Genomic DNA, 19,413 nt, shown 5'->3' with positions numbered 1-19,413 from the left:
ATTTCACCCCACCAATTGTCATTTATTTGACGTCAAAAAATATCAAGACACATCTCTAACAATTTCTTCACTCGACACTCGTCGGTTTTTTTCGTAGTGGCACCACTTTTTTTTAACGGTAGTGGCACAAAACTATCCTCTCGCACCAACTCCCCATAACTACTGGCCTAAATAGCAAGTGCTATCAATATAGTACTAGTGCCATCTTTTCTAATATTTCAAAAAATTTCCGGAAAGGGGATGAGCGGCCCGGAACTTCGTCTTGAAGCACCGCTCATACCACCGGTAACGAAATTCTCTGTTTACGTAAGAGATGACTTACATACCGACCAATGGAAGTAGCCAAGTTGTCATAAAGCACTTTGGCTCGAGGGTCATATCATCAACTGATTGAGTTGAGGGCGGCGATAAGGACTCATTGCCAACCCCCTAAAGGCCAAGGCAGCGCTGACCTAAATGAGCCAGTGTTAACACCCAAGGCGTTGATATCAAAAGGCTTCTTGCCTGTATCAAAGCCCTGCGGCACTGGCGCCGGCCCCTTCCGCCATGGAAAACCGGCTGCATTTCAGGGCAAGCCCCAATAACAAGGCCACGTTGCGCACAACTTGAGTGCAATAGTTAGTCACTCGCTATTTAACATGCCTGCACGCGGTAAGTCGGCGTCTATTCGCCTAACTTTCGCGGCATCAGTGACGCTTGCAAACATGAACTCCGGCCATCTAATGGCATGATTTAAACATAGAGGTAATTGCGATGCGCATCAGCATATTTGGTTTGGGTTACGTTGGCGCCGTGTGTGCCGGTTGCCTGTCTGCCCGTGGCCATGAAGTGGTCGGCGTAGACATCTCCAAGGACAAGATCGACCTGATCAATGCGGGTAAATCCCCCATCGTTGAACCGGGTCTGGGCGAACTGTTGAGCCAAGGCATCGCAACCGGTCGACTGCGCGGTACCACCAACTTCGCCGAAGCCATCCGCGACACCGACCTGTCGATGATCTGCGTCGGTACGCCGAGCAAGAAGAACGGCGACCTGGAACTGAACTACATCGAGTCGGTATGCCGCGAGATCGGTTTTGTACTGCGTGACAAGACCACCCGCCACACCATCGTGGTGCGCAGCACCGTACTGCCGGGCACCGTGGCCAACGTGGTAATCCCGATCCTCGAAGACTGCTCCGGCAAGAAAGCCGGCGTTGATTTCGGCGTCGCGGTCAACCCGGAATTCCTGCGTGAATCCACCGCCATCGCCGACTACGACCTGCCACCGATGACCGTTATCGGCGAGTTCGACAAAGCCTCCGGCGACGTCCTGCAGTCGCTGTACGAAGAACTCGACGCGCCGATCATCCGCAAGGACATCGCCGTTGCCGAGATGATCAAGTACACCTGCAACGTATGGCACGCCACCAAAGTCACCTTCGCCAACGAGATCGGCAACATCGCCAAAGCCGTCGGCGTTGACGGTCGTGAAGTGATGGAAGTGGTCTGCCAGGACAAGACCCTCAACCTGTCCCAGTACTACATGCGCCCAGGCTTCGCTTTCGGCGGTTCGTGCCTGCCAAAAGACGTGCGTGCCCTGACCTACCGCGCCGGCTCCCTGGACGTGGAAGCACCGTTGCTCAACTCGCTGATGCGCAGCAACGAATCCCAGGTGCAGAACGCCTTCGACATCGTCTCCAGCCACGACAAGCGCAAAGTCGCCCTGCTGGGCCTGAGCTTCAAGGCCGGTACCGATGACCTGCGTGAAAGCCCATTGGTAGAACTGGCGGAAATGCTGATCGGCAAGGGCTACGACCTGAGCATCTATGACAGCAACGTCGAGTACGCCCGTATGCACGGCGCGAACAAGGACTACATCGAAGGCAAGATCCCGCACGTGTCGTCCCTGCTCAACTCGGACTTCGACGAAGTGATCAACAACTCCGACGTGATCATCCTCGGTAACCGTGACGAGAAGTTCCGCGCCCTTGCGCACGAAGCCCCGCACGGCAAGCAAGTGGTCGACCTGGTGGGCTTCATGTCCAAGGCCACCAGCGTGAGCGGCCGTACCGAAGGTATTTGCTGGTAACAGCAACGGCAAGTTTCAGGCTGCCAGTGGCTTACCCCAGCGCTTGCAGCCTGGAGCCTCCTCACCTTGCGGATGACGCTTATGTCCAAGTTAAAACATGTATTTCTGCAATCTGCCGGCTGGCTGTTCTTTCTCAGCCTGCTGATGGGGCTCGCCCTGCTGTTGCCGGCGAGCACCTTCGATTCGCAATCGAAGAATTTTATTTTCCTGATTGGCGCCGTGGGTATCTGGCGCTACTCGATGGGCGCGACGCATTTCTTTCGCGGCATGCTGTTCCTGTACGTGGTGTACCCGCACCTGCGCCGCAAAGTGCGCAAGCTGGGCAAGGCCGCCGACCCGTCCCATGTGTTCCTGATGGTCACCAGTTTTCGTATCGATGCGCTGACCACCGCCCAGGTCTACAGCTCGGTGATTCGCGAAGCCATCGACTGCGGCTTCCCCACCACCGTGGTGTGCTCGCTGGTGGAAATGTCCGATGAGCTGCTGGTGAAAAGCCTCTGGGAAAAGATGAACCCGCCGGCTCACGTCAAGCTCGACTTCGTGCGTATCGCCGGTACCGGCAAGCGTGACGGCCTGGCCTTCGGTTTTCGCGCCATCTCGCGTCACCTGCCGGACGACCGCGCCGTGGTTGCCGTGATCGATGGCGACACCGTGCTGGCCGAAGGCGTAGTGCGCAAGACCGTGCCGTGGTTCCAGCTGTTCGGCAATGTCGGCGGCCTGACCACCAACGAATTCTGCGAAGTGCGCGGCGGCTACATCATGAGCGAATGGCACAAACTGCGCTTCGCCCAACGCCACATCAACATGTGCTCCATGGCCCTGTCCAAGCGCGTGCTGACCATGACCGGGCGCATGTCGGTATTCCGCGCCAGCGTAGTGACTGACCCGGGCTTTATCGCCGACGTGGAAAGCGACTCGCTGCAACACTGGCGCCTGGGCCGCTTCAAGTTCCTCACCGGGGATGACAAGTCCAGCTGGTTCAGCCTGATGCGCCTGGGCTACGACACCTTCTACGTGCCGGACGCCGCCATCAACACCGTGGAACACCCGCCGGAAAAGAGCTTTATCAAGGCCAGCCGCAAGCTGATGTTCCGCTGGTACGGCAACAACCTGCGCCAGAACTCCCGTGCCCTGGGCCTGGGCGTGCGTCGCCTCGGCCTGTTCACCAGCGTGGTGCTGTTCGACCAGCGCGTATCGATGTGGACCTCCCTGCTCGGCCTGACCGTGGCCATGATCGCCACCTTCAAGTACGGCGGCGCGTTCATCCTCGCCTACCTGCTATGGATCGGCATTACCCGCCTGATCCTCACCCTGCTGTTGTCGTGCTCCGGCCACAAGATCGGCCCGGCCTACCCGCTGATTCTCTATTACAACCAGATCATGGGCGCGTTGGTGAAGATCTACGTGTTCTTCCGCCTTGATCAACAGTCCTGGACCCGCCAGGACACCAAACTGACCCGCGATTTGGCCAGCTTTCAACGTTGGTTCAACACCTGGTCGTCTCGGACCATGACCTTCTCCGCCGGCAGCATCTTCGTTGCCGTGTTGCTGATGATGGTCTGACCCTGCCAAGCCTGAATTAACCTAGGAATTACACCCGATGAATAGCCAAGTAAACGCCAACGTTGTCCACGAATCCGAAGCCCAGCGCCAACACGCCCGGGTGAAAATCCCGGCCAAGCTGCGCTTCTTCAACAGCGACCGCACGCCGACCGAAGCAAAGGTTATCGACCTGTCCGCCGGCGGCCTGGCTTTCACCGCTACCCAGCCGCTCACCATCGGCCAAGTGCACAAGGGCCGCCTGCAGTTCGTGATCGACAACCTCGGCCTGGCCATGGACGTGGAGCTGCAGATTCGCTCCTACGACCGCCAGACCGGCCGCACCGGTTGCCAGTTCCAGAACCTCGATGCCCAGGATATTTCCACCCTGCGCCACCTGATCACCTCGCACCTGTCCGGTGACATCGTGACCATGGGCGACGTACTCGCGACCCTGCAACGCGACAACTTCACCAAGGCACGCAAGGTCAAGGACGGCGGCAGCGGCATGACCGCGTTCGGTCGCCTGCGCGCCGTGACCTTCAGCCTGGCGATCTTCCTGGTGGGCCTGGCGGCCTTCGGTTTTGTGGTCAAGTCGCTCTACGGCATGTACTTCGTCAGCCACGCCCAGGCCGGCCTCGTCAGCGTACCGGGCATGAACGTGACCATGCCCCGTGACGGCACCGTGCAAAGCCTGCTCAAGGGTGATTCGGTAGCAGCCAAGGGCGCGCCGCTGGCGACTTTCAGCACCAGCATGCTCGATGTACTCAAGGGCCACCTGGACGAAGACCAGTTGCAACCGGCCAAGGTCGAAGAACTGTTCGGCAAGCAAATGACCGGCACCCTGACTTCGCCGTGCGATTGCGTGGTGGCCCAGCAACTGGTCGCCGACGGCCAGTACGCCAGCAAGGGCGATGTGATCTTCCAACTGGTGCCACGTGGCAGCCAGGCTAATGTTGAAGCCCGCTTCACCTACCGCCAGTTTGGCGATGTACGCCCAGGTACGCCGGTGAGCTTTCAGGTCGCCGATGAAGAACAGGTTCGCACCGGCACCATCGTCAGCAGCACCAGCCTGAACAGCGCCGACCTGTCCTCCGACATCCGCGTGCAGATCAAGCCTGATGCACCGCTGGACAGCACCTACGCCGGCCGCCCGGTGGAAGTCACCAGCGACCGTGGCCCATCGCTGAACTGGCTGATCGACAAAGCCATGGCTCACGGTCTGTAAGCGAGGACATGCCTGTGATGACTCTCTCAAAAACACCACAATCCCTGTGGGAGCGGGCTTGCTGTGGCGAGGTAGCTTGCTCCCGCTCGACAGCGCAGCTGGAGCCGGCTTTTGGGGGCGCTGCGCACCCCAGCGGGAGCAAGCTCCCTCGCCACAAAGGCAGTGCCCACATTGGTTCGGTAGCGTTGATCGCCCTAGCAATCAGCCTGGCCGGTTGCGCCGGCCTGCCCGACCAGCGCCTGGCCAACGAAGCCCTCAAGCGCGGCGACACCGTCACCGCGCAGCAGAATTACCAGCAACTGGCAGACCTGGGCTACAGCGAGGCCCAGGTGGGCCTGGCCGATATCCAGGTCGGCACCCGTGACCCGGCGCAAATCAAACAGGCCGAAGCCACCTACCGTGCGGCGGCAGATACGTCGCCGCGTGCCCAGGCACGCCTGGGTCGCCTGTTGGCGGCCAAGCCCGGCGCCACTGAGGCCGAACACCATGAAGCCGAAAGCCTGCTGAAAAAAGCCTTTGCCAATGGTGAAGGCAATACCTTGATCCCGCTGGCAATGCTGTACCTGCAATACCCCCACAGCTTTCCCAACGTGAATGCCCAACAGCAGATCAGCCAATGGCAGGCGGCGGGTTACCCGGAGGCCGGCCTGGCCCAGGTGCTGCTGTATCGCACCCAGGATACCTACGATCAGCACCTGGATGATGTGGAGCGCATCTGCAAAGCCGCGCTGACCACCACCGATATCTGCTACGTCGAACTGGCCACGGTCTATCAGAAAAAACAGCAGCCGGAACAACAGGCCGAACTGCTCAAGCAAATGGAAGCAGGCGTAAGCCGTGGCACCGTGACTGCGCAGCGCGTCGACAGCGTGGCCCGCGTACTCGGCGATGCCACCCTCGGTACCCCGGACGAAAAAACTGCCCAGGCATTGCTGGAAAAAATCGCCCCTGGCTACCCGGCGTCCTGGGTCAGCCTGGCGCAACTGCTCTACGACTTCCCCGAACTGGGCGATGTCGACCAGATGATGAAGTACCTCGACAACGGCCGTGCCGCCGACCAGCCACGCGCCGAATTGCTGCTGGGCAAGCTCTACTACGAAGGCAAGTGGGTGCCGGCCGATGCCAAGGCTGCCGAGGCGCATTTCGAGAAAGCCGTGGGCCGTGAAGTGGCCGCCGATTACTACCTCGGCCAGATTTACCGCCGTGGCTACCTGGGCAAGGTCTACCCGCAAAAAGCCCTCGACCACCTGCTGACCGCAGCGCGCAACGGCCAGAACAGCGCCGACTTCGCCATTGCCCAACTGTTTTCCCAAGGCAAGGGCACCAAGCCCGACCCGTTGAACGCCTATGTCTTCAGCCAACTGGCCAAGGCCCAGGACACGCCAGAGGCCAATGACCTGGCCACCCAGCTCGAAGCGCCGCTGACGCCTGAGCAACGCGCCGAAGGCCAACGCCTGGTGCAACAGGAACTGGCCGCCCGCGGCACCCTGGCCCAAAGCACGCTGCAACTGCACGCCCTGCAAGAAGAAGACGGCGAGGAATCCCTATGAAGCTCAACCCATTCGTCAAGGCCGGTATCGGCCTGACCTTCGCCCTGCTGTGGTCGTGCCCGACCCTGGCCGCGCTCACCGAAGCCAAGAACTTCGGCCTGGAAGTCAAAGCCACCGCGCAGTCTGAAGATGACCGCGACCTCGGCACCCAGAAAGGCGGTGACGTCAACGGTATCGGCCTCGACCTGCGCCCCTGGATCTACGGCGAAAGCGGCGCATGGAGCGCCTACGCCATGGGCCAGGCAGTGGTTTCCAGCGATATCATCGAGACCGACACCCTGCAACAGTCGGCCGATGACACCACCGAGCAGCAGTCGAGCAACGACGACCGCAAGGCCAAGAAAAACTACCTGGCCCTGCGTGAGTTCTGGGTCGGCTACAGCGGCTTCACGCCCTACCCCGGCGAGATCCTCAAGTTCGGCCGCCAGCGCCTGCGCAATGACGACGGCCAGTGGCGCGACACCAACATCGAAGCGTTGAACTGGACCTTCGACACCACCCTGCTCAAGGCCAACGTCGGCGCTGCCGAACGTTTCAGCGAATACCGCACCGACCTCAAGGAACTGTCGCCGGTCGACAAAGACCGCCAGCACTTCTACGCCGACGCTGCCTACCAGTGGACGCCGGGCCAGTGGATCGGCGTGCGCGGCCACCACACCCATGACGACGGCAAGCTCGACTACGCCGAACCGGGTGTCGCCAGCGACCCGTTGGACAAGCGCGAAAACGGCGACCTGACCTGGCTGGGCATCGAAGCCAACAGCGACGCCTACAACTGGCGCAACACCAACACCGTCAACTACTGGGCAAGCATCACCGGCATGCGCGGCGACCGCGACAAGGTCAACGCCTTGAACGCCGACGGCACACGCCCCACCAGCGCCAAGCGCAGCGATGACCTGAGCGGCTGGGCCACCGATATCGGCGTGCGCCTGCGCCTGGATCCGCAGTGGCAAGTGGGTGCCGCGTACTCGCGCGCCAGTGCCGAGTACGAACAGAACGGCCTGCAAAGCAACCGTTCGAACTGGACCGGCACCCAGTCCCGCGTGCATCGCTTCGGTGAAGCGTTTCGCGGTGAAATGAACAACATGCAGTCCATGAGCCTGTTCGGTTCCTGGCAACTGCGCGAGGACTACGACGCCAGCCTGGTGTACCACAAGTTCTGGCGCGTGGACGGCAACAAGCCGGTGGGCAGCAACGGCATCGACGCGGTGCAGAACAACACCGATGACGTCACCGGCGCGATCCTCTCCAGCACCTCCCTGCCCCTTGAAGACGGCAAGAAAGACCTCGGCCAAGAAATGGACCTGGTGGTCACCAAGTACTTCAAGAAAGGCTTGCTGCCAGCCGCGCTGAGCCAGTCGATCGACGAGCCTTCAGCCCTGGTGCGTTTGCGTGCCGGTGTGTTCAAGCCCGGCGATGCCTATGGCAGCCAGGTCGACTCCTACATGCACCGCGCGTTTGTCGACGTGGTCTGGAAATTCTGATGGGAGCCTGCGCCATGAATGCTCAAAGCCTACTCGTCGCGGCAATGCTGATGGCCAGCGCCACAGCGTTTGCCGATACGGCGGCCAAGGCGCCGATCATCGCCAAGGAACTGCAACAGGCCAAAACCTACACCATCTCCAGCCCGCCCACCGCGCCGTTGGAAATGGCCAAGCCGGCGCTGCCCGACCTGTCGGGCTACACCGCGCAGGCGATGGAAAAGAAAATCGTCAAGACCAAAGTCGGCAAAATCAGCATCCGCCGCATGATGCAGGAAGACGCACTCAAGGACTTTATCGGCGGCGATAACAAGATGGCCGAATGGGTGGTGCGCCAACACGGCATTCCCCAGGCGATCTTTGTCGACGACGGCTACATGAACCTCAAGGACCTGCTGGGCAAGGTGCCCAAGCAGTACTTCAGCGAAACGTCGCCGGGCGTGTTCCTGGCCAAGTTGCCGATCGTGGTGGGCCGTAAAGGCATCCTCGATATCGACAAAAACACCCAGGAACTGCGCCTGTCCCAGCAAGCCGGCTCGTTTTTGATCAACGACGGCCAGCTGTTCGTGCGTGACACCAAGGTCACCGGCTGGGATGAAAAAACCAACGGCCCGGCGCTGTTCAAGTCAGCCAAGGAGTTCCGCCCGTTCCTGCTGGCCTGGGGCGGCACCGAGACCTATATCTCCAAGACCAAGATGGCCAGCTTCGGCTACGCCAACAGTAAGTCGTACGGGGTGAGTATTTCCCAGTACACGCCGAACATGGCCAAGGTGCTCAAGCGCCCCGAGCCGACCGGTTGGATCATCGACTCCGAGTTCTCGGACATGTGGTACGGCTTCTACTGCTACGAGACCACAGGCTTTGTGATCAAGGGCAATACCTACAAAGACAACATCGTCTACGGCATTGACCCCCATGACCGTTCCCACGGCCTGATCATCGCGGACAACACCGTGTACGGCACCAAAAAGAAACACGGCATCATCATTTCCCGGGAAGTGAACGACAGCTTCATCTTCAACAACCGCAGCTACGACAACAAGCTTTCGGGCCTGGTGATCGACCGTAACAGCGTGAACAACCTGATCGCCGACAACGAGATCTACCGCAACCACACCGACGGCATCACCCTCTATGAGAGCGGCGACAACCTGCTGTGGGGCAACAAGGTGATCAGCAACCGTCGCCACGGGATCCGCGTGCGTAACAGCGTGAACATCAAGCTCTACGAAAACACCTCGATGGCCAACGGCCTGACCGGCGTGTACGGCCACATCAAGGACTTGACCGACACCGACCGCGACATCGCCCTCGACCCGTTCGATGCCAAGGTCTCGCTGATCGTGGTTGGCGGTGAACTGGCGGGTAACGGCAGCGGGCCGCTGTCTATCGACTCGCCGTTGAGTATCGAGCTGTATCGCGTGTCGATGCTGGCGCCGACCAAATCCAGCGGTATCAGCTTCTCCGGCATCCTGGGTGACCGCCAGGAAGAAATTCTCGACCTGCTGGTGCGCCAGCAGAAAGCCGTGCTGATCGACCCCGTCGAACGCCAGACCGAATTGCAGGACTGAGGATGACCCTTATGCACCCACACATGATCAAACTGCTGAGCCTCTCGGGTCTGACCCTCGGCCTGCTGGCGGCCAGCCAGGGCGTACGCGCCGATGAAGTGCAAGCCCCTACCTTCACCGCCGAACCGTGCTGCAGCCTGTGCCCGGCCGCCCATGACGCCAAGAACTACACCACGCGCTACCAGCAGAACTTCACCACCTTGGTGCAAGCCCAGGGCGACTGGCTGTTCCGTACCCAGGAAGACCTGCGCACCGAGTTCGACACCACCCCGGCCGGCTACAAGCGCATGCAGCAGTTGCACGATGCGTTCAAGAGCAAGGGCGTGGAACTGGTGGTGGTCTACCAGCCGACCCGTGGCCTGGTGAACCGCAACAAGCTCAACCCTGAGGAAAAGGCCAAGTACGATTTCGACAAGGCCCTGACCAACTACAAAACCATGCTCGGGCGTTTCGCCAAGATGGGCTACGTGGTGCCAGACCTGTCGCCGCTGACCAACGAGCAACTGCCGGATGAGTTGCCGGCCCACGATTTCTACTTCCGTGGCGACCAGCACTGGACCCCGTACGGCGCCCAGCGCACCGCGAAAATCGTCGCGGCCAAGGTCAAGCAGATGCCGGAATATGCCGAGATTCCCAAGCGTGAATTCGAGACCAAGCGCTCGGGCCGCATGGGCAAGACCGGCACCCTGCACAACATGGCCGGGCAACTGTGCGGCACCAGCTATGCGATCCAGTACATGGACCAGTTCACCACCGAGCCCAAGGGCGAAGCCGGTGACGGCGACCTGTTCGGCGATTCGGGCAACCCGCAGATCACCCTGGTGGGCACCAGCCACAGCGGCAAGAACTACAACTTCGCCGGCTTCCTGGAAGAAGAAATTGGCGCTGACATCCTCAACGTCGCCTTCCCCGGCGGTGGCCTGGAAGGCTCGATGCTGCAGTACCTGGGCAGCGATGAATTCCAGAAGAGCCCACCGAAGATCCTGATCTGGGAATTCTCGCCGCTGTACCGCCTCGACCAGGAAACCATCTACCGCCAGATGATGGCGCTGCTGGACAACGGCTGCGAAGGCAAGACCGCGCAGATGTCGGCCAGCACCACGCTCAAACCGGGCAAAAACGAACTGATGGTCAACAGCGCGAACAAAGACCTGCGCAACGCCAACCATCAGGTCGATATCCGCTTCGCCGATCCGTCGGTGAAAACCTTGCAAGCCACCCTCTGGTACATGAACGGGCGCCACGAGGACATCAAGATCGAGAAACCCGAAACATCCGATACAGACGGGCGTTTCGCCTTTGAACTGCGCACCGATGAAGACTGGGCCTCGCAGAACTTGCTGGCCGTGGAAGTGCAGGGCCCCGAAGCGGGCGCTGCGGCGCAGAAGGTTGAAGCGAAAATTTGCACACGCAACGTATTCCCAAGCGGTGGTCAGCAGACCGCCCAACTCGGGAAGTGAGGTTACTTATGCAAAAGTTATTGCTCCCTACCCTGCTGGGCCTGGCCGTGTTTGCCGGCTCCGTGAATGCGGCCGCGCCGTTGCGCCCGCCCCAGGGCTATTTCGCACCGATCGAAGCGTTCAAGACCGGCGACTTCAAGAATGATTGCGACAGCATGCCAACGCCCTACACCGGGCCATTGCAGTTTCGCAGCAAGTACGAAGGCTCAGACAAGGCCCGTTCGACCCTGAATGTGCAGTCGGAAAAAGCCTTTCGCGACAGCACCGCCGACATCACCAAACTGGAAAAAGACACCAGCAAGCGCGTGATGCAGTTCATGCGTGACGGTCGCCCGCAGCAACTCGAATGCACCCTGAACTGGCTGGTGTCATGGGCCAAGGCCGATGCGTTGATGTCCAAGGACTTCAACCACACCGGCAAGTCCATGCGCAAATGGGCATTGGGCAGCATGGCCTCGGCCTATGTGCGCTTGAAGTTCTCCGAGTCGCAGCCGCTGGCCAAGCACCCGCAGGAAGCCCAGCAAATCGAAGCCTGGTTCAACAAGCTGGCCGACCAGGTGGTGAGCGACTGGGACAACCTGCCCCTGGAAAAAACCAACAACCACTCCTACTGGGCCGCCTGGTCGGTGATGGCAACGTCCATCGCTACCAACCGCCGCGACCTGTTTGATTGGGCGGTGAAGGAATACAAGGTCGGCGTGAACCAGGTCGATGACCAGGGCTTCCTGCCGAACGAATTGAAGCGCCAGCAACGCGCCCTGTCGTACCACAACTACGCCCTGCCGCCGCTGTCGATGATCGCCAGCTTTGCCCTGGTCAACGGCGTGGACCTGCGCCAGGAAAACAACAGCGCGCTCAAGCGCCTGGGCGACAAGGTGCTGGCCGGGGTGAAAGACCCGGACATCTTCGAGCAGAAGAACGGCAAAGAGCAGGACATGAAGGACCTCAAGGAAGACATGAAATTTGCCTGGCTTGAGCCCTTCTGCACCCTCTACACCTGCGCCCCGGACGTGATCGAACGCAAGCATGGCATGCAACCGTTCAAGACCTTCCGCCTGGGCGGCGACCTGACCAAGGTCTACGACCCGGCGCATGAAAAAGGCAACAAAGGCAGCTAGTCGCTGATCGTTCCCACGCTCTGCGTGGGAATGCAGCACGGGACGCTCTGCGTCCCAAAGCGTGACGCACAGCGTCACAAGAGGCATTCCCACGTAGAGCGTGGGAACGATCACAACCTCCCCCGAAATCGTGGGGGGGTTTGGGGGGGCTCCGGCCCTTGACTGTTGGTTAAACATGGAGAGATCGGGATGGTTTTCTCGTCCAATGTGTTCCTGTTTCTGTTCTTGCCGATCTTTCTCGGCTTGTACTACTTAAGCGGGCAACGCTATCGCAACCTGCTGCTGCTGATTGCCAGCTACGTGTTCTACGCCTGGTGGCGAGTGGACTTCCTGGCGCTGTTCGCGGCCGTCACGCTGTGGAACTACTGGATCGGCCTCAAGGTCGGTGCCGCCGGTGTGCGCACCAAGCCGGCGCAGCGCTGGCTGTTGCTCGGCGTGGCGGTCGACCTGTGCATCCTCGGCTACTTCAAGTACGCCAACTTCGGCGTCGACAGCATCAATGTGATGATGAAGTCCGCGGGACTGGAGCCGTTCATCCTCACCCACGTGCTGTTGCCGATCGGGATCTCGTTCTACATCTTCGAGTCCATCAGCTACATCATCGACGTGTACCGTGGCGACACTCCGGCGACTCGCAACCTCATCGACTTTGCGGCGTTTGTGGCGATCTTCCCGCACCTGATCGCCGGTCCCGTGCTGCGCTTTCGTGACCTGGCCGACCAGTTCAACAACCGCACCCACACCCTGGATAAATTCTCCGAGGGCTGCACGCGGTTCATGCAGGGTTTCATCAAGAAGGTCTTTATTGCCGACACCCTGGCGGTGGTGGCCGACCATTGCTTCGCCCTGCAAAACCCCACAACAGGCGATGCCTGGCTCGGCGCGCTGGCCTACACCGCGCAGTTGTACTTCGACTTCTCCGGCTACAGCGACATGGCCATTGGCTTGGGCTTGATGATGGGTTTCCGCTTCATGGAAAACTTCAAGCAGCCGTACATCAGCCAGTCGATCACCGAGTTCTGGCGGCGCTGGCACATCAGCCTGTCCACCTGGCTGCGTGACTACCTGTACATCACCCTGGGCGGCAACCGCAAAGGCACCCTGACCACTTACCGCAACCTGTTCCTGACCATGCTGCTCGGTGGCCTGTGGCACGGCGCCAACATCACCTACATCGTGTGGGGCGCCTGGCACGGCATGTGGCTGGCGATTGAAAAAGCCATCGGCCTGAACACCGCGCCGCGCAGTTTCAATGTGCTGCGCTGGGCCTTTACCTTCCTGCTGGTGGTGATGGGCTGGGTGATCTTCCGCGCCGAAAACCTGCACGTTGCCGGGCGCATGTACGGTGCGATGTTCAGCTTCAGCGAATGGTCGTTGTCGGAACTCAACCGCGCCAACCTTACCGGCCTGCAAGTGGCAACCCTGGTGGTGGCCTACGCAACGCTGGCGTTTTTCGGCCTGCGCGACTTCTACACCAACCGCCCGGCCGACAAGGCCAAGCCAGCCGACCCGAGCCTGATCAAGGCCGTACCCGGCGACAATCCTGGCAGCATCCACGAGCCCGGTTTCAGCGTGGGCCGTGACGCTGCCGTGCAACCGGCCTACTGGACCGCTGACTGGCCACGCTACGCCATGCGCGCTGCGGTGCTGCTGCTGTTCGTGGCGTCGATTCTCAAACTGTCGGCGCAGAGTTTCTCGCCGTTCCTTTACTTCCAATTCTGAGGGAGCCGACCATGACCCGTTCATTACGCGTCCTCTACATAAGCCTGTTCCTGGTGCTGTTGCTGGCACTGGGCGCCTGGTCACTGCGCAGCTTCTTTGGCTTCAGCACCAACGCCGATGCCACGGTGCTTAACGGTCGCTGGACCAAAGCCGTCGAGACTCACTACGACGACGAGTTCCCGATCAAGCGCCTGGGCACCAACCTGTGGGCAGCGCTGGACTACAAGCTGTTCAATGAAGGCCGCCCTGGCGTGGTGCTGGGCCGTGACCACTGGTTGTACAGCGACGAGGAATTCAACCCCGCCGTCAACGAAGACCAGAACCTGCAAGGCAACTACGCGCTGGTCGAAGGCGTACGCCAGAAGCTCAAGGCCCAGGGCATCCAACTGGTGATGGCGATCGTACCGGCCAAGGTGCGCCTGTACCCGGAGCACTTGGGTGAGGTGAAACCGGCGAGCATCCACGCCAACCTGTACCAGGACTTCCACGCCCGCGTGGCGGCAGACAACATCCCGGCGCCAGACCTGCTCGGCCCGCTGCAACAGGCCAAGCTCGCCGGCAAGCAGGTGTTCCTGCGTACCGATACCCACTGGACCCCGGACGGTGCCGAAGTCGCCGCCAAGCAATTGGCCAAGGCGATTGCCGACAAGACCCCACTGAGCGGCGAGCCGCAGCGTTTTGTCACCGAGGCCGAGAAAACCGAACCGCATAAAGGCGACCTGCGTTTGTTCCTGCCCCTGGACCCGCTGTTCGAAAACCTGATGCCGCCCAAAGAGCCGCTGGAAAAACGCGTCACCCACCTGGCCGAAGAGAAAGGTGATGACGCGCTGTTCAGCGACAGCGAAACCCCGGTGGCACTGGTCGGCACCAGCTACAGCGCCAACCCCAACTGGAACTTCGTCGGCGCACTCAAGCAAGCCTTGCACAGCGACGTGGTCAGCTACGCCGAAGACGGCCATGGCCCGATCCTGCCGATGCTCAGCTATCTCAAAAGTGATGACTTCAAGAACAGCCCGCCCCAGGTGCTGATCTGGGAGTTTCCTGAACGCTATCTGCCCGTTAACAACGAAATCGGTGATGCCGACCCAGCCTGGGTTGCGCAGCTTAAACAAGCCGGTTCGCGCCAACAGAACATGGCAATCAACACATCTAAATCCGAGACGCCCGACCGGGCGCAAAACTGAAAGAGAGGTAACTCACAATGACTTTCACTACTACTCCTCGTCGTCTCGCTAAAACCCTGGCTATCGCAGCGGGCTTGAGCTTCGTATCCCTGTCGGCCTTCGCTGCCGGTGACGCCGCCCTGTATGGCCCGACTGCACCAAAAGGCTCCAGCTTTGTACGTATCTACAACGCCAGCAACCAGGAGGTCAGCGCCACCGTCGGCAGCACCAACCTCAGCGACGTTGCGCCACTGGCCAGCAGCGACTTCAGCTTCATGCCGGGTGGTGACTACAGCGCCAAGGTCGGCAGCCAGACCCTGCCGGTCAAGCTGGCTGCCGACCACTACTACACCCTGGTCAACAGTGGCAGCGGCCAGCCGCAGTTGATTGAAGAGCCCCCGTTCAAGAACAAGCAGAAATCCCTGGTGCGCGTGCAGAACCTCAGCGACAAGGCCCTGACTCTGAAAACCGCCGACGGCAAGACCGATGTGGTCAAGTCGGTGGCTGCCAAGGGCCGTGGCGAGCGTGAGATCAACCCGGTGAAAGTGAGCCTGGCGTTGTATGACGGTGACAAGAAAGTCGGCGATGTGAAGCCGGTTGCGTTGGAACGCGGTGAGGCGGCGGTGCTGTATGTCACCGGCTCGGGCTCGAGCCTGTCGCCAGTGTGGGTGAAACGCCCAGTGTCGACCCGCTGACTATTTCCCTGAGTTGACATGCCCCCTTGTGGGAGCTGGCTTGCCTGCGATGGCGGTCTTGTAGGCGCCATCGCAGGCAAGCCAGCTCCCACACTGACCGGGTTTCAACTCAGGACCGAGACAAAAACAAGAGTGAAACGACAAACCTTCGTAGCTCTGACCCAAACTGATTCAAGGAGAAACACCCATGATCCCAGTAATCCTTTCCGGTGGTAGCGGCTCACGTCTTTGGCCGCTTTCCCGTAAACAGTTCCCCAAGCAGTTCCTGGCCCTGACCGGCGAGCACACCTTGTTCCAGCAAACCCTGGAGCGCCTGGTGTTCGAAGGCATGGACGCCCCCATCGTGGTCTGCAACAAAGATCACCGTTTCATCGTCAATGAGCAACTGAGCGCACGCAAGCTAGAGTGCCAGCGCATCCTGATGGAACCCTTCGGCCGCAACACTGCGCCGGCCGTGGCCCTGACCGCAATGATGCTGGTCAACGAAGGCCGTGACGAGCTGATGCTGGTACTGCCCGCCGACCACGTGATCGACGACCAGAAAGCCCTGCAGCGCGCACTGGCCCTGGCCACCGTGGCCGCTGAGCGTGGCGAGATGGTGCTGTTCGGCGTGCCGGCCACCCGCCCGGAAACCGGCTACGGCTACATCAAGTCCACCAACGACTCGCTGCTACCTGAAGGCGTGAGCCGCGTGCAGCAGTTCGTGGAGAAACCCGATGAAAAACGTGCGGTCGAGTTCGTCAAAAGCGGTGGCTACTTCTGGAACAGCGGCATGTTCCTGTTCCGCGCCAGCCGCTTCCTCGAAGAGCTGAAAAAGCACGACCCGGATATCTATGACACCTGCGTGCTGACCCTGGAACGCAGCGAGCAGACCGCCGACACCGTGACCTTTGACGACTCCACCTTCGCGTGCTGCCCGGACAACTCCATCGACTACGCCGTGATGGAAAAAACCCAGCGCGCCTGCGTAGTCCCGCTGGCAGCCGGTTGGAGCGACGTGGGCTGCTGGGCCTCGCTGTGGGCGGTCAATGATAAAGACGCCAACGGTAACGTGAGCAAGGGCGATGTAGTGATCCAGGACAGCCGCAACTGCATGGTGCATGGCAACGGCAAACTGGTATCGGTGATCGGCCTGGACAACATCGTGGTGGTGGAAACCAAGGACGCGATGATGATTGCCCACAAGGACAAGGTCCAGGGCGTCAAGCAGATGGTCAACACCCTCAACGAGCAAGGCCGCAGCGAGACCCAGAACCACTGCGAAGTCTACCGCCCGTGGGGCTCCTACGACTCGGTGGACATGGGCGGCCGCTTCCAGGTCAAGCACATCTCGGTCAAGCCGGGCGCGTGCCTGTCGCTGCAGATGCACCACCACCGCGCCGAACACTGGATCGTGGTCAGCGGCACCGCCGAAGTCACCTGTGACGACAACGTGTTCCTGCTCTGCGAAAACCAGTCCACCTACATCCCGATCGCCTCGGTGCACCGCCTGCGCAACCCGGGCAAGATCCCGTTGGAGATCATCGAAGTGCAATCGGGCAGCTATTTGGGTGAGGACGATATCGAGCGCTTCGAAGATATCTACGGTCGCTCGACACCGGTTGAACGTGGTGTATCGGTGAAAACTATCGCGCAGTAAAACAGTCGTACAAGAAGCCCTCGCCCAGCCCATTGCGTCCCCTATCCGCAGTGGGTTGGGTGGGGGCTTTTCGGTTCAATGACCATCAAAACAGACAGAAAGCTCCTCGCGGGATGTCAGGCCTGTTTTTAACGAACCCAGTTACGCGGTGCAAACGCGTTGTAATTGCCGTCCTCCTTGGGTTCAGCATTTTTATACGTGTTCTTGCCGATTTTCTCCGCCGCTTTACCCCCCCACATCAGCGCCGAACCTGCGACTTTCGAGGAAACGCCACCTGAGCTTGCCATCTTCTTGCCGGCCACCTTCGCCATCCCGCCAACGAACGTCAACGCGGCCCCATAGGCTTTGTCTTTCGAACTGTCGGTGCTATGAAGTACTGAGGATGGCAAAACATGCGAACGAATTGTATCGCCGAGGCCTTGCAGCACAGTTTGCCGCAAGCTCGTAAGCCCCATACTTTGCATACGCGGCCCCGAGCGCGACTCGAGGGGGGCGGCACTCGCTTGCACGGGTCCTGCCTGGCTGGAGGCCTCCGCTGGTGCGGACACGCTGAGAGGGGTGGACAGGCTTACAGCGGCGTCTGAAATATTCATAAAAAACTCACATTGTATAAGTGCAACGTTGGGTTCCGTCGTTGATCAACCAAGCCTCCTTGCGCAAACTGTGTGGCAAGTTATTCAAACCGGTTCCCACATCGTCGGGTGCAATGACCTACGTTGACCCTTACCCTCATCTTGCCGACCCTTGCGCCTACCACGACGCATTCGTAATGAGGTTTGACGGCCTCAGTGATTCATAGGATCCCTTCTTTTTCAGAAGATCCATGTCAGCTATGAGTGGGTTGGGTGGGGGCTTTTTATTTGGACTGTATAACGCCTGTACACAGTTACTCGCCAGGGCCCTTGCGGTTAACATTAAACTTGTTTGAAGTATCCCCGCTTTATCGTCGACAGTTTTGCCTGCTCCTTTATATGTGCGGTTTCCCCTTCCCAAGTAGCAGTACTGTGTCGCGCCATATATAATTTTGCGCCAAACTCATCTATAGGTTTCACACCGTTCGCCCCTACATAACCATTGAACTTTCGGGGAGATATAGTGCTATCCGACCATCGCTCAAGCCGGTTATCAGTCGGCTCCCCCCCCAAAAATCTATCGGCCCTGGAATCGTACTTTCCAAGGTATCGTGCCCCTCCCGACTGGGATGAAACCCCGCCAACAAGTAGAAACCTGTAGCACTCATCGCTACGCCACTCGCTTCGACCCTTTGAATCGACTGTTCCTCAGCGTCATACGTCAACTCTAAAAGCAGCAGGGAACCGTAGCCTTTCCCCTCGGGCTTTGCATCAAACAAATGAACATCTGCAACTCGTTTCTCAGCGTCATCGCGCACCACATACTCTATATATCCATGAACGGAAGAGTTTTGTTCCTCACTACCATCAGGGTTGGCTCCCACGTAACTAATTCTGTTACTGCCATCTTGGAATGTTTGTCTGGTCACCAGTATATTGGCCGTGGCCGCGCCTCCGCTTGGCGGGATCCACACGTAAACTTGCGTCTCAGCGATGTGCGTAGATGATCGCTCTTGGATCACGCTGTTTTTTTTCAGCCAGGCTGGCAGCATTCTTTGAAATAGAGAGGGCGATGCCGACTTGTTGATCTCTTCTTTCGTAGGTACCAGACCTTCATCATCTCTGAGCAAAACCGGATTATTTCTGACCATTCTATACAGATTCAAACCGTCGATCCGTCCCGCCGGATCAGGGTTAATCCAACGCTGTAACCACGGCACGTAGTACCTGAACCCATAGTAATAAAGCCCCGTCGCATCCCGCTCCTTACCCGAATAACGCAACGTGCGATAACTCTCTTCGCTCGAATCACCCTTCTGCGTGAAGGCCGTCGTACCAAACGGATGATACGTCTCGCGAGTGATGATCCGCGCTTCACTGTCCAGTTCCAGCGAACAAGAGCCCAGATGATCGCTAAGGGTGTAACGGTATTGATCATTCGCCAGTTGCTGCGGCGCCGCGCCTTCCCAATGCAACACCTGCACCGTGGTGCGGCCGGCCTGGACGGTGACGACGTGCAGTTTCTCGCCATCCCCATCGCGCGTTTCCAGCCCTGGTAGATATCGGGTCTCACTGACCAAGGTGCGGGCGTTGGTTTGCGTC

The 19,413-nt window shown here is 59.7% G+C and carries 14 protein-coding genes; 12 read left to right on the top strand and 2 right to left on the bottom strand.

The window, feature by feature from the left end:
• The first annotated feature begins 753 nt into the window (after nucleotides 1-753).
• From APH41_RS20305 to APH41_RS20250, 12 genes are all read left to right on the top strand, one after another.
• A complete protein-coding gene (locus APH41_RS20305) occupies nucleotides 754-2,070 on the top strand; it encodes a nucleotide sugar dehydrogenase (RefSeq protein WP_054898938.1) in 1,317 nt (438 codons plus the stop codon).
• A gap of 81 nt (nucleotides 2,071-2,151) precedes the next feature.
• Nucleotides 2,152-3,633 carry a mannuronan synthase gene (alg8, locus tag APH41_RS20300; RefSeq protein WP_161794312.1) on the top strand — a complete coding sequence of 494 codons (1,482 nt, stop codon included), beginning with the start codon at nucleotides 2,152-2,154 and terminating at the stop codon, nucleotides 3,631-3,633.
• A gap of 37 nt (nucleotides 3,634-3,670) precedes the next feature.
• Entirely contained in the window at nucleotides 3,671-4,837 is a 1,167-nt protein-coding gene (locus APH41_RS20295; RefSeq protein WP_034128707.1) for an alginate biosynthesis protein Alg44, read from the top strand.
• A 17-nt stretch (nucleotides 4,838-4,854) separates the two neighbouring features.
• On the top strand, nucleotides 4,855-6,387 hold the full coding sequence (gene algK, locus APH41_RS20290; protein WP_371262633.1) for an alginate biosynthesis TPR repeat lipoprotein AlgK: 1,533 nt from the start codon (nucleotides 4,855-4,857) through the stop codon (nucleotides 6,385-6,387).
• Nucleotides 6,384-7,874: an alginate export family protein gene (locus APH41_RS20285; RefSeq protein ID WP_054921029.1), complete on the top strand. Its 1,491-nt coding sequence runs from the start codon at nucleotides 6,384-6,386 to the stop codon at nucleotides 7,872-7,874. The genes algK and APH41_RS20285 overlap by 4 nt, the downstream gene beginning before the upstream one ends.
• The gene (gene algG / locus APH41_RS20280) at nucleotides 7,874-9,442 is read left to right on the top strand and encodes a mannuronan 5-epimerase AlgG (RefSeq protein ID WP_054921026.1); all 1,569 of its coding nucleotides are present in this window, start codon (nucleotides 7,874-7,876) and stop codon (nucleotides 9,440-9,442) included. The genes APH41_RS20285 and algG overlap by 1 nt, the downstream gene beginning before the upstream one ends.
• 11 nt (nucleotides 9,443-9,453) lie before the next feature.
• The gene (locus tag APH41_RS20275) at nucleotides 9,454-10,902 is read left to right on the top strand and encodes an alginate O-acetyltransferase (protein ID WP_054921032.1); all 1,449 of its coding nucleotides are present in this window, start codon (nucleotides 9,454-9,456) and stop codon (nucleotides 10,900-10,902) included.
• An 8-nt stretch (nucleotides 10,903-10,910) separates the two neighbouring features.
• Nucleotides 10,911-12,020: a mannuronate-specific alginate lyase gene (locus APH41_RS20270; RefSeq protein WP_054898941.1), complete on the top strand. Its 1,110-nt coding sequence runs from the start codon at nucleotides 10,911-10,913 to the stop codon at nucleotides 12,018-12,020.
• A 189-nt stretch (nucleotides 12,021-12,209) separates the two neighbouring features.
• Nucleotides 12,210-13,742, top strand: coding sequence for an MBOAT family protein (locus APH41_RS20265; RefSeq protein ID WP_003188730.1), 1,533 nt, complete (start codon nucleotides 12,210-12,212; stop codon nucleotides 13,740-13,742).
• A gap of 11 nt (nucleotides 13,743-13,753) precedes the next feature.
• Nucleotides 13,754-14,926, top strand: coding sequence for an alginate O-acetyltransferase (locus tag APH41_RS20260; protein ID WP_054921024.1), 1,173 nt, complete (start codon nucleotides 13,754-13,756; stop codon nucleotides 14,924-14,926).
• Between the two features lie 17 nt (nucleotides 14,927-14,943).
• Nucleotides 14,944-15,600 (top strand): alginate O-acetyltransferase AlgF, encoded by a 657-nt coding sequence (locus tag APH41_RS20255; RefSeq protein WP_032893493.1) that lies wholly within the window; start codon nucleotides 14,944-14,946, stop codon nucleotides 15,598-15,600.
• A 187-nt stretch (nucleotides 15,601-15,787) separates the two neighbouring features.
• On the top strand, nucleotides 15,788-17,239 hold the full coding sequence (locus APH41_RS20250) for a mannose-1-phosphate guanylyltransferase/mannose-6-phosphate isomerase (RefSeq protein ID WP_054921021.1): 1,452 nt from the start codon (nucleotides 15,788-15,790) through the stop codon (nucleotides 17,237-17,239).
• A gap of 128 nt (nucleotides 17,240-17,367) precedes the next feature.
• Here the strand turns inward: APH41_RS20250 and APH41_RS20245 are convergent, their stop codons facing one another.
• Nucleotides 17,368-17,832 carry a hypothetical protein gene (locus tag APH41_RS20245; protein ID WP_054898944.1) on the bottom strand — a complete coding sequence of 155 codons (465 nt, stop codon included), beginning with the start codon at nucleotides 17,830-17,832 and terminating at the stop codon, nucleotides 17,368-17,370.
• A gap of 470 nt (nucleotides 17,833-18,302) precedes the next feature.
• Nucleotides 18,303-19,413, bottom strand: a 1,111-nt coding sequence (locus APH41_RS20240; RefSeq protein WP_177333586.1) for an RHS repeat-associated core domain-containing protein, incomplete at its 5' end; no start/stop codon positions are given.

Origin of the sequence: Pseudomonas sp. NBRC 111138 (assembly GCF_001320835.1) — a bacterium.
In the GTDB taxonomy this organism is placed as follows: domain Bacteria; phylum Pseudomonadota; class Gammaproteobacteria; order Pseudomonadales; family Pseudomonadaceae; genus Aquipseudomonas; species Aquipseudomonas paracarnis.
Note: the sequence above shows the minus strand (reverse complement) of the source record. Positions and strands in the feature narration are given on the sequence as shown.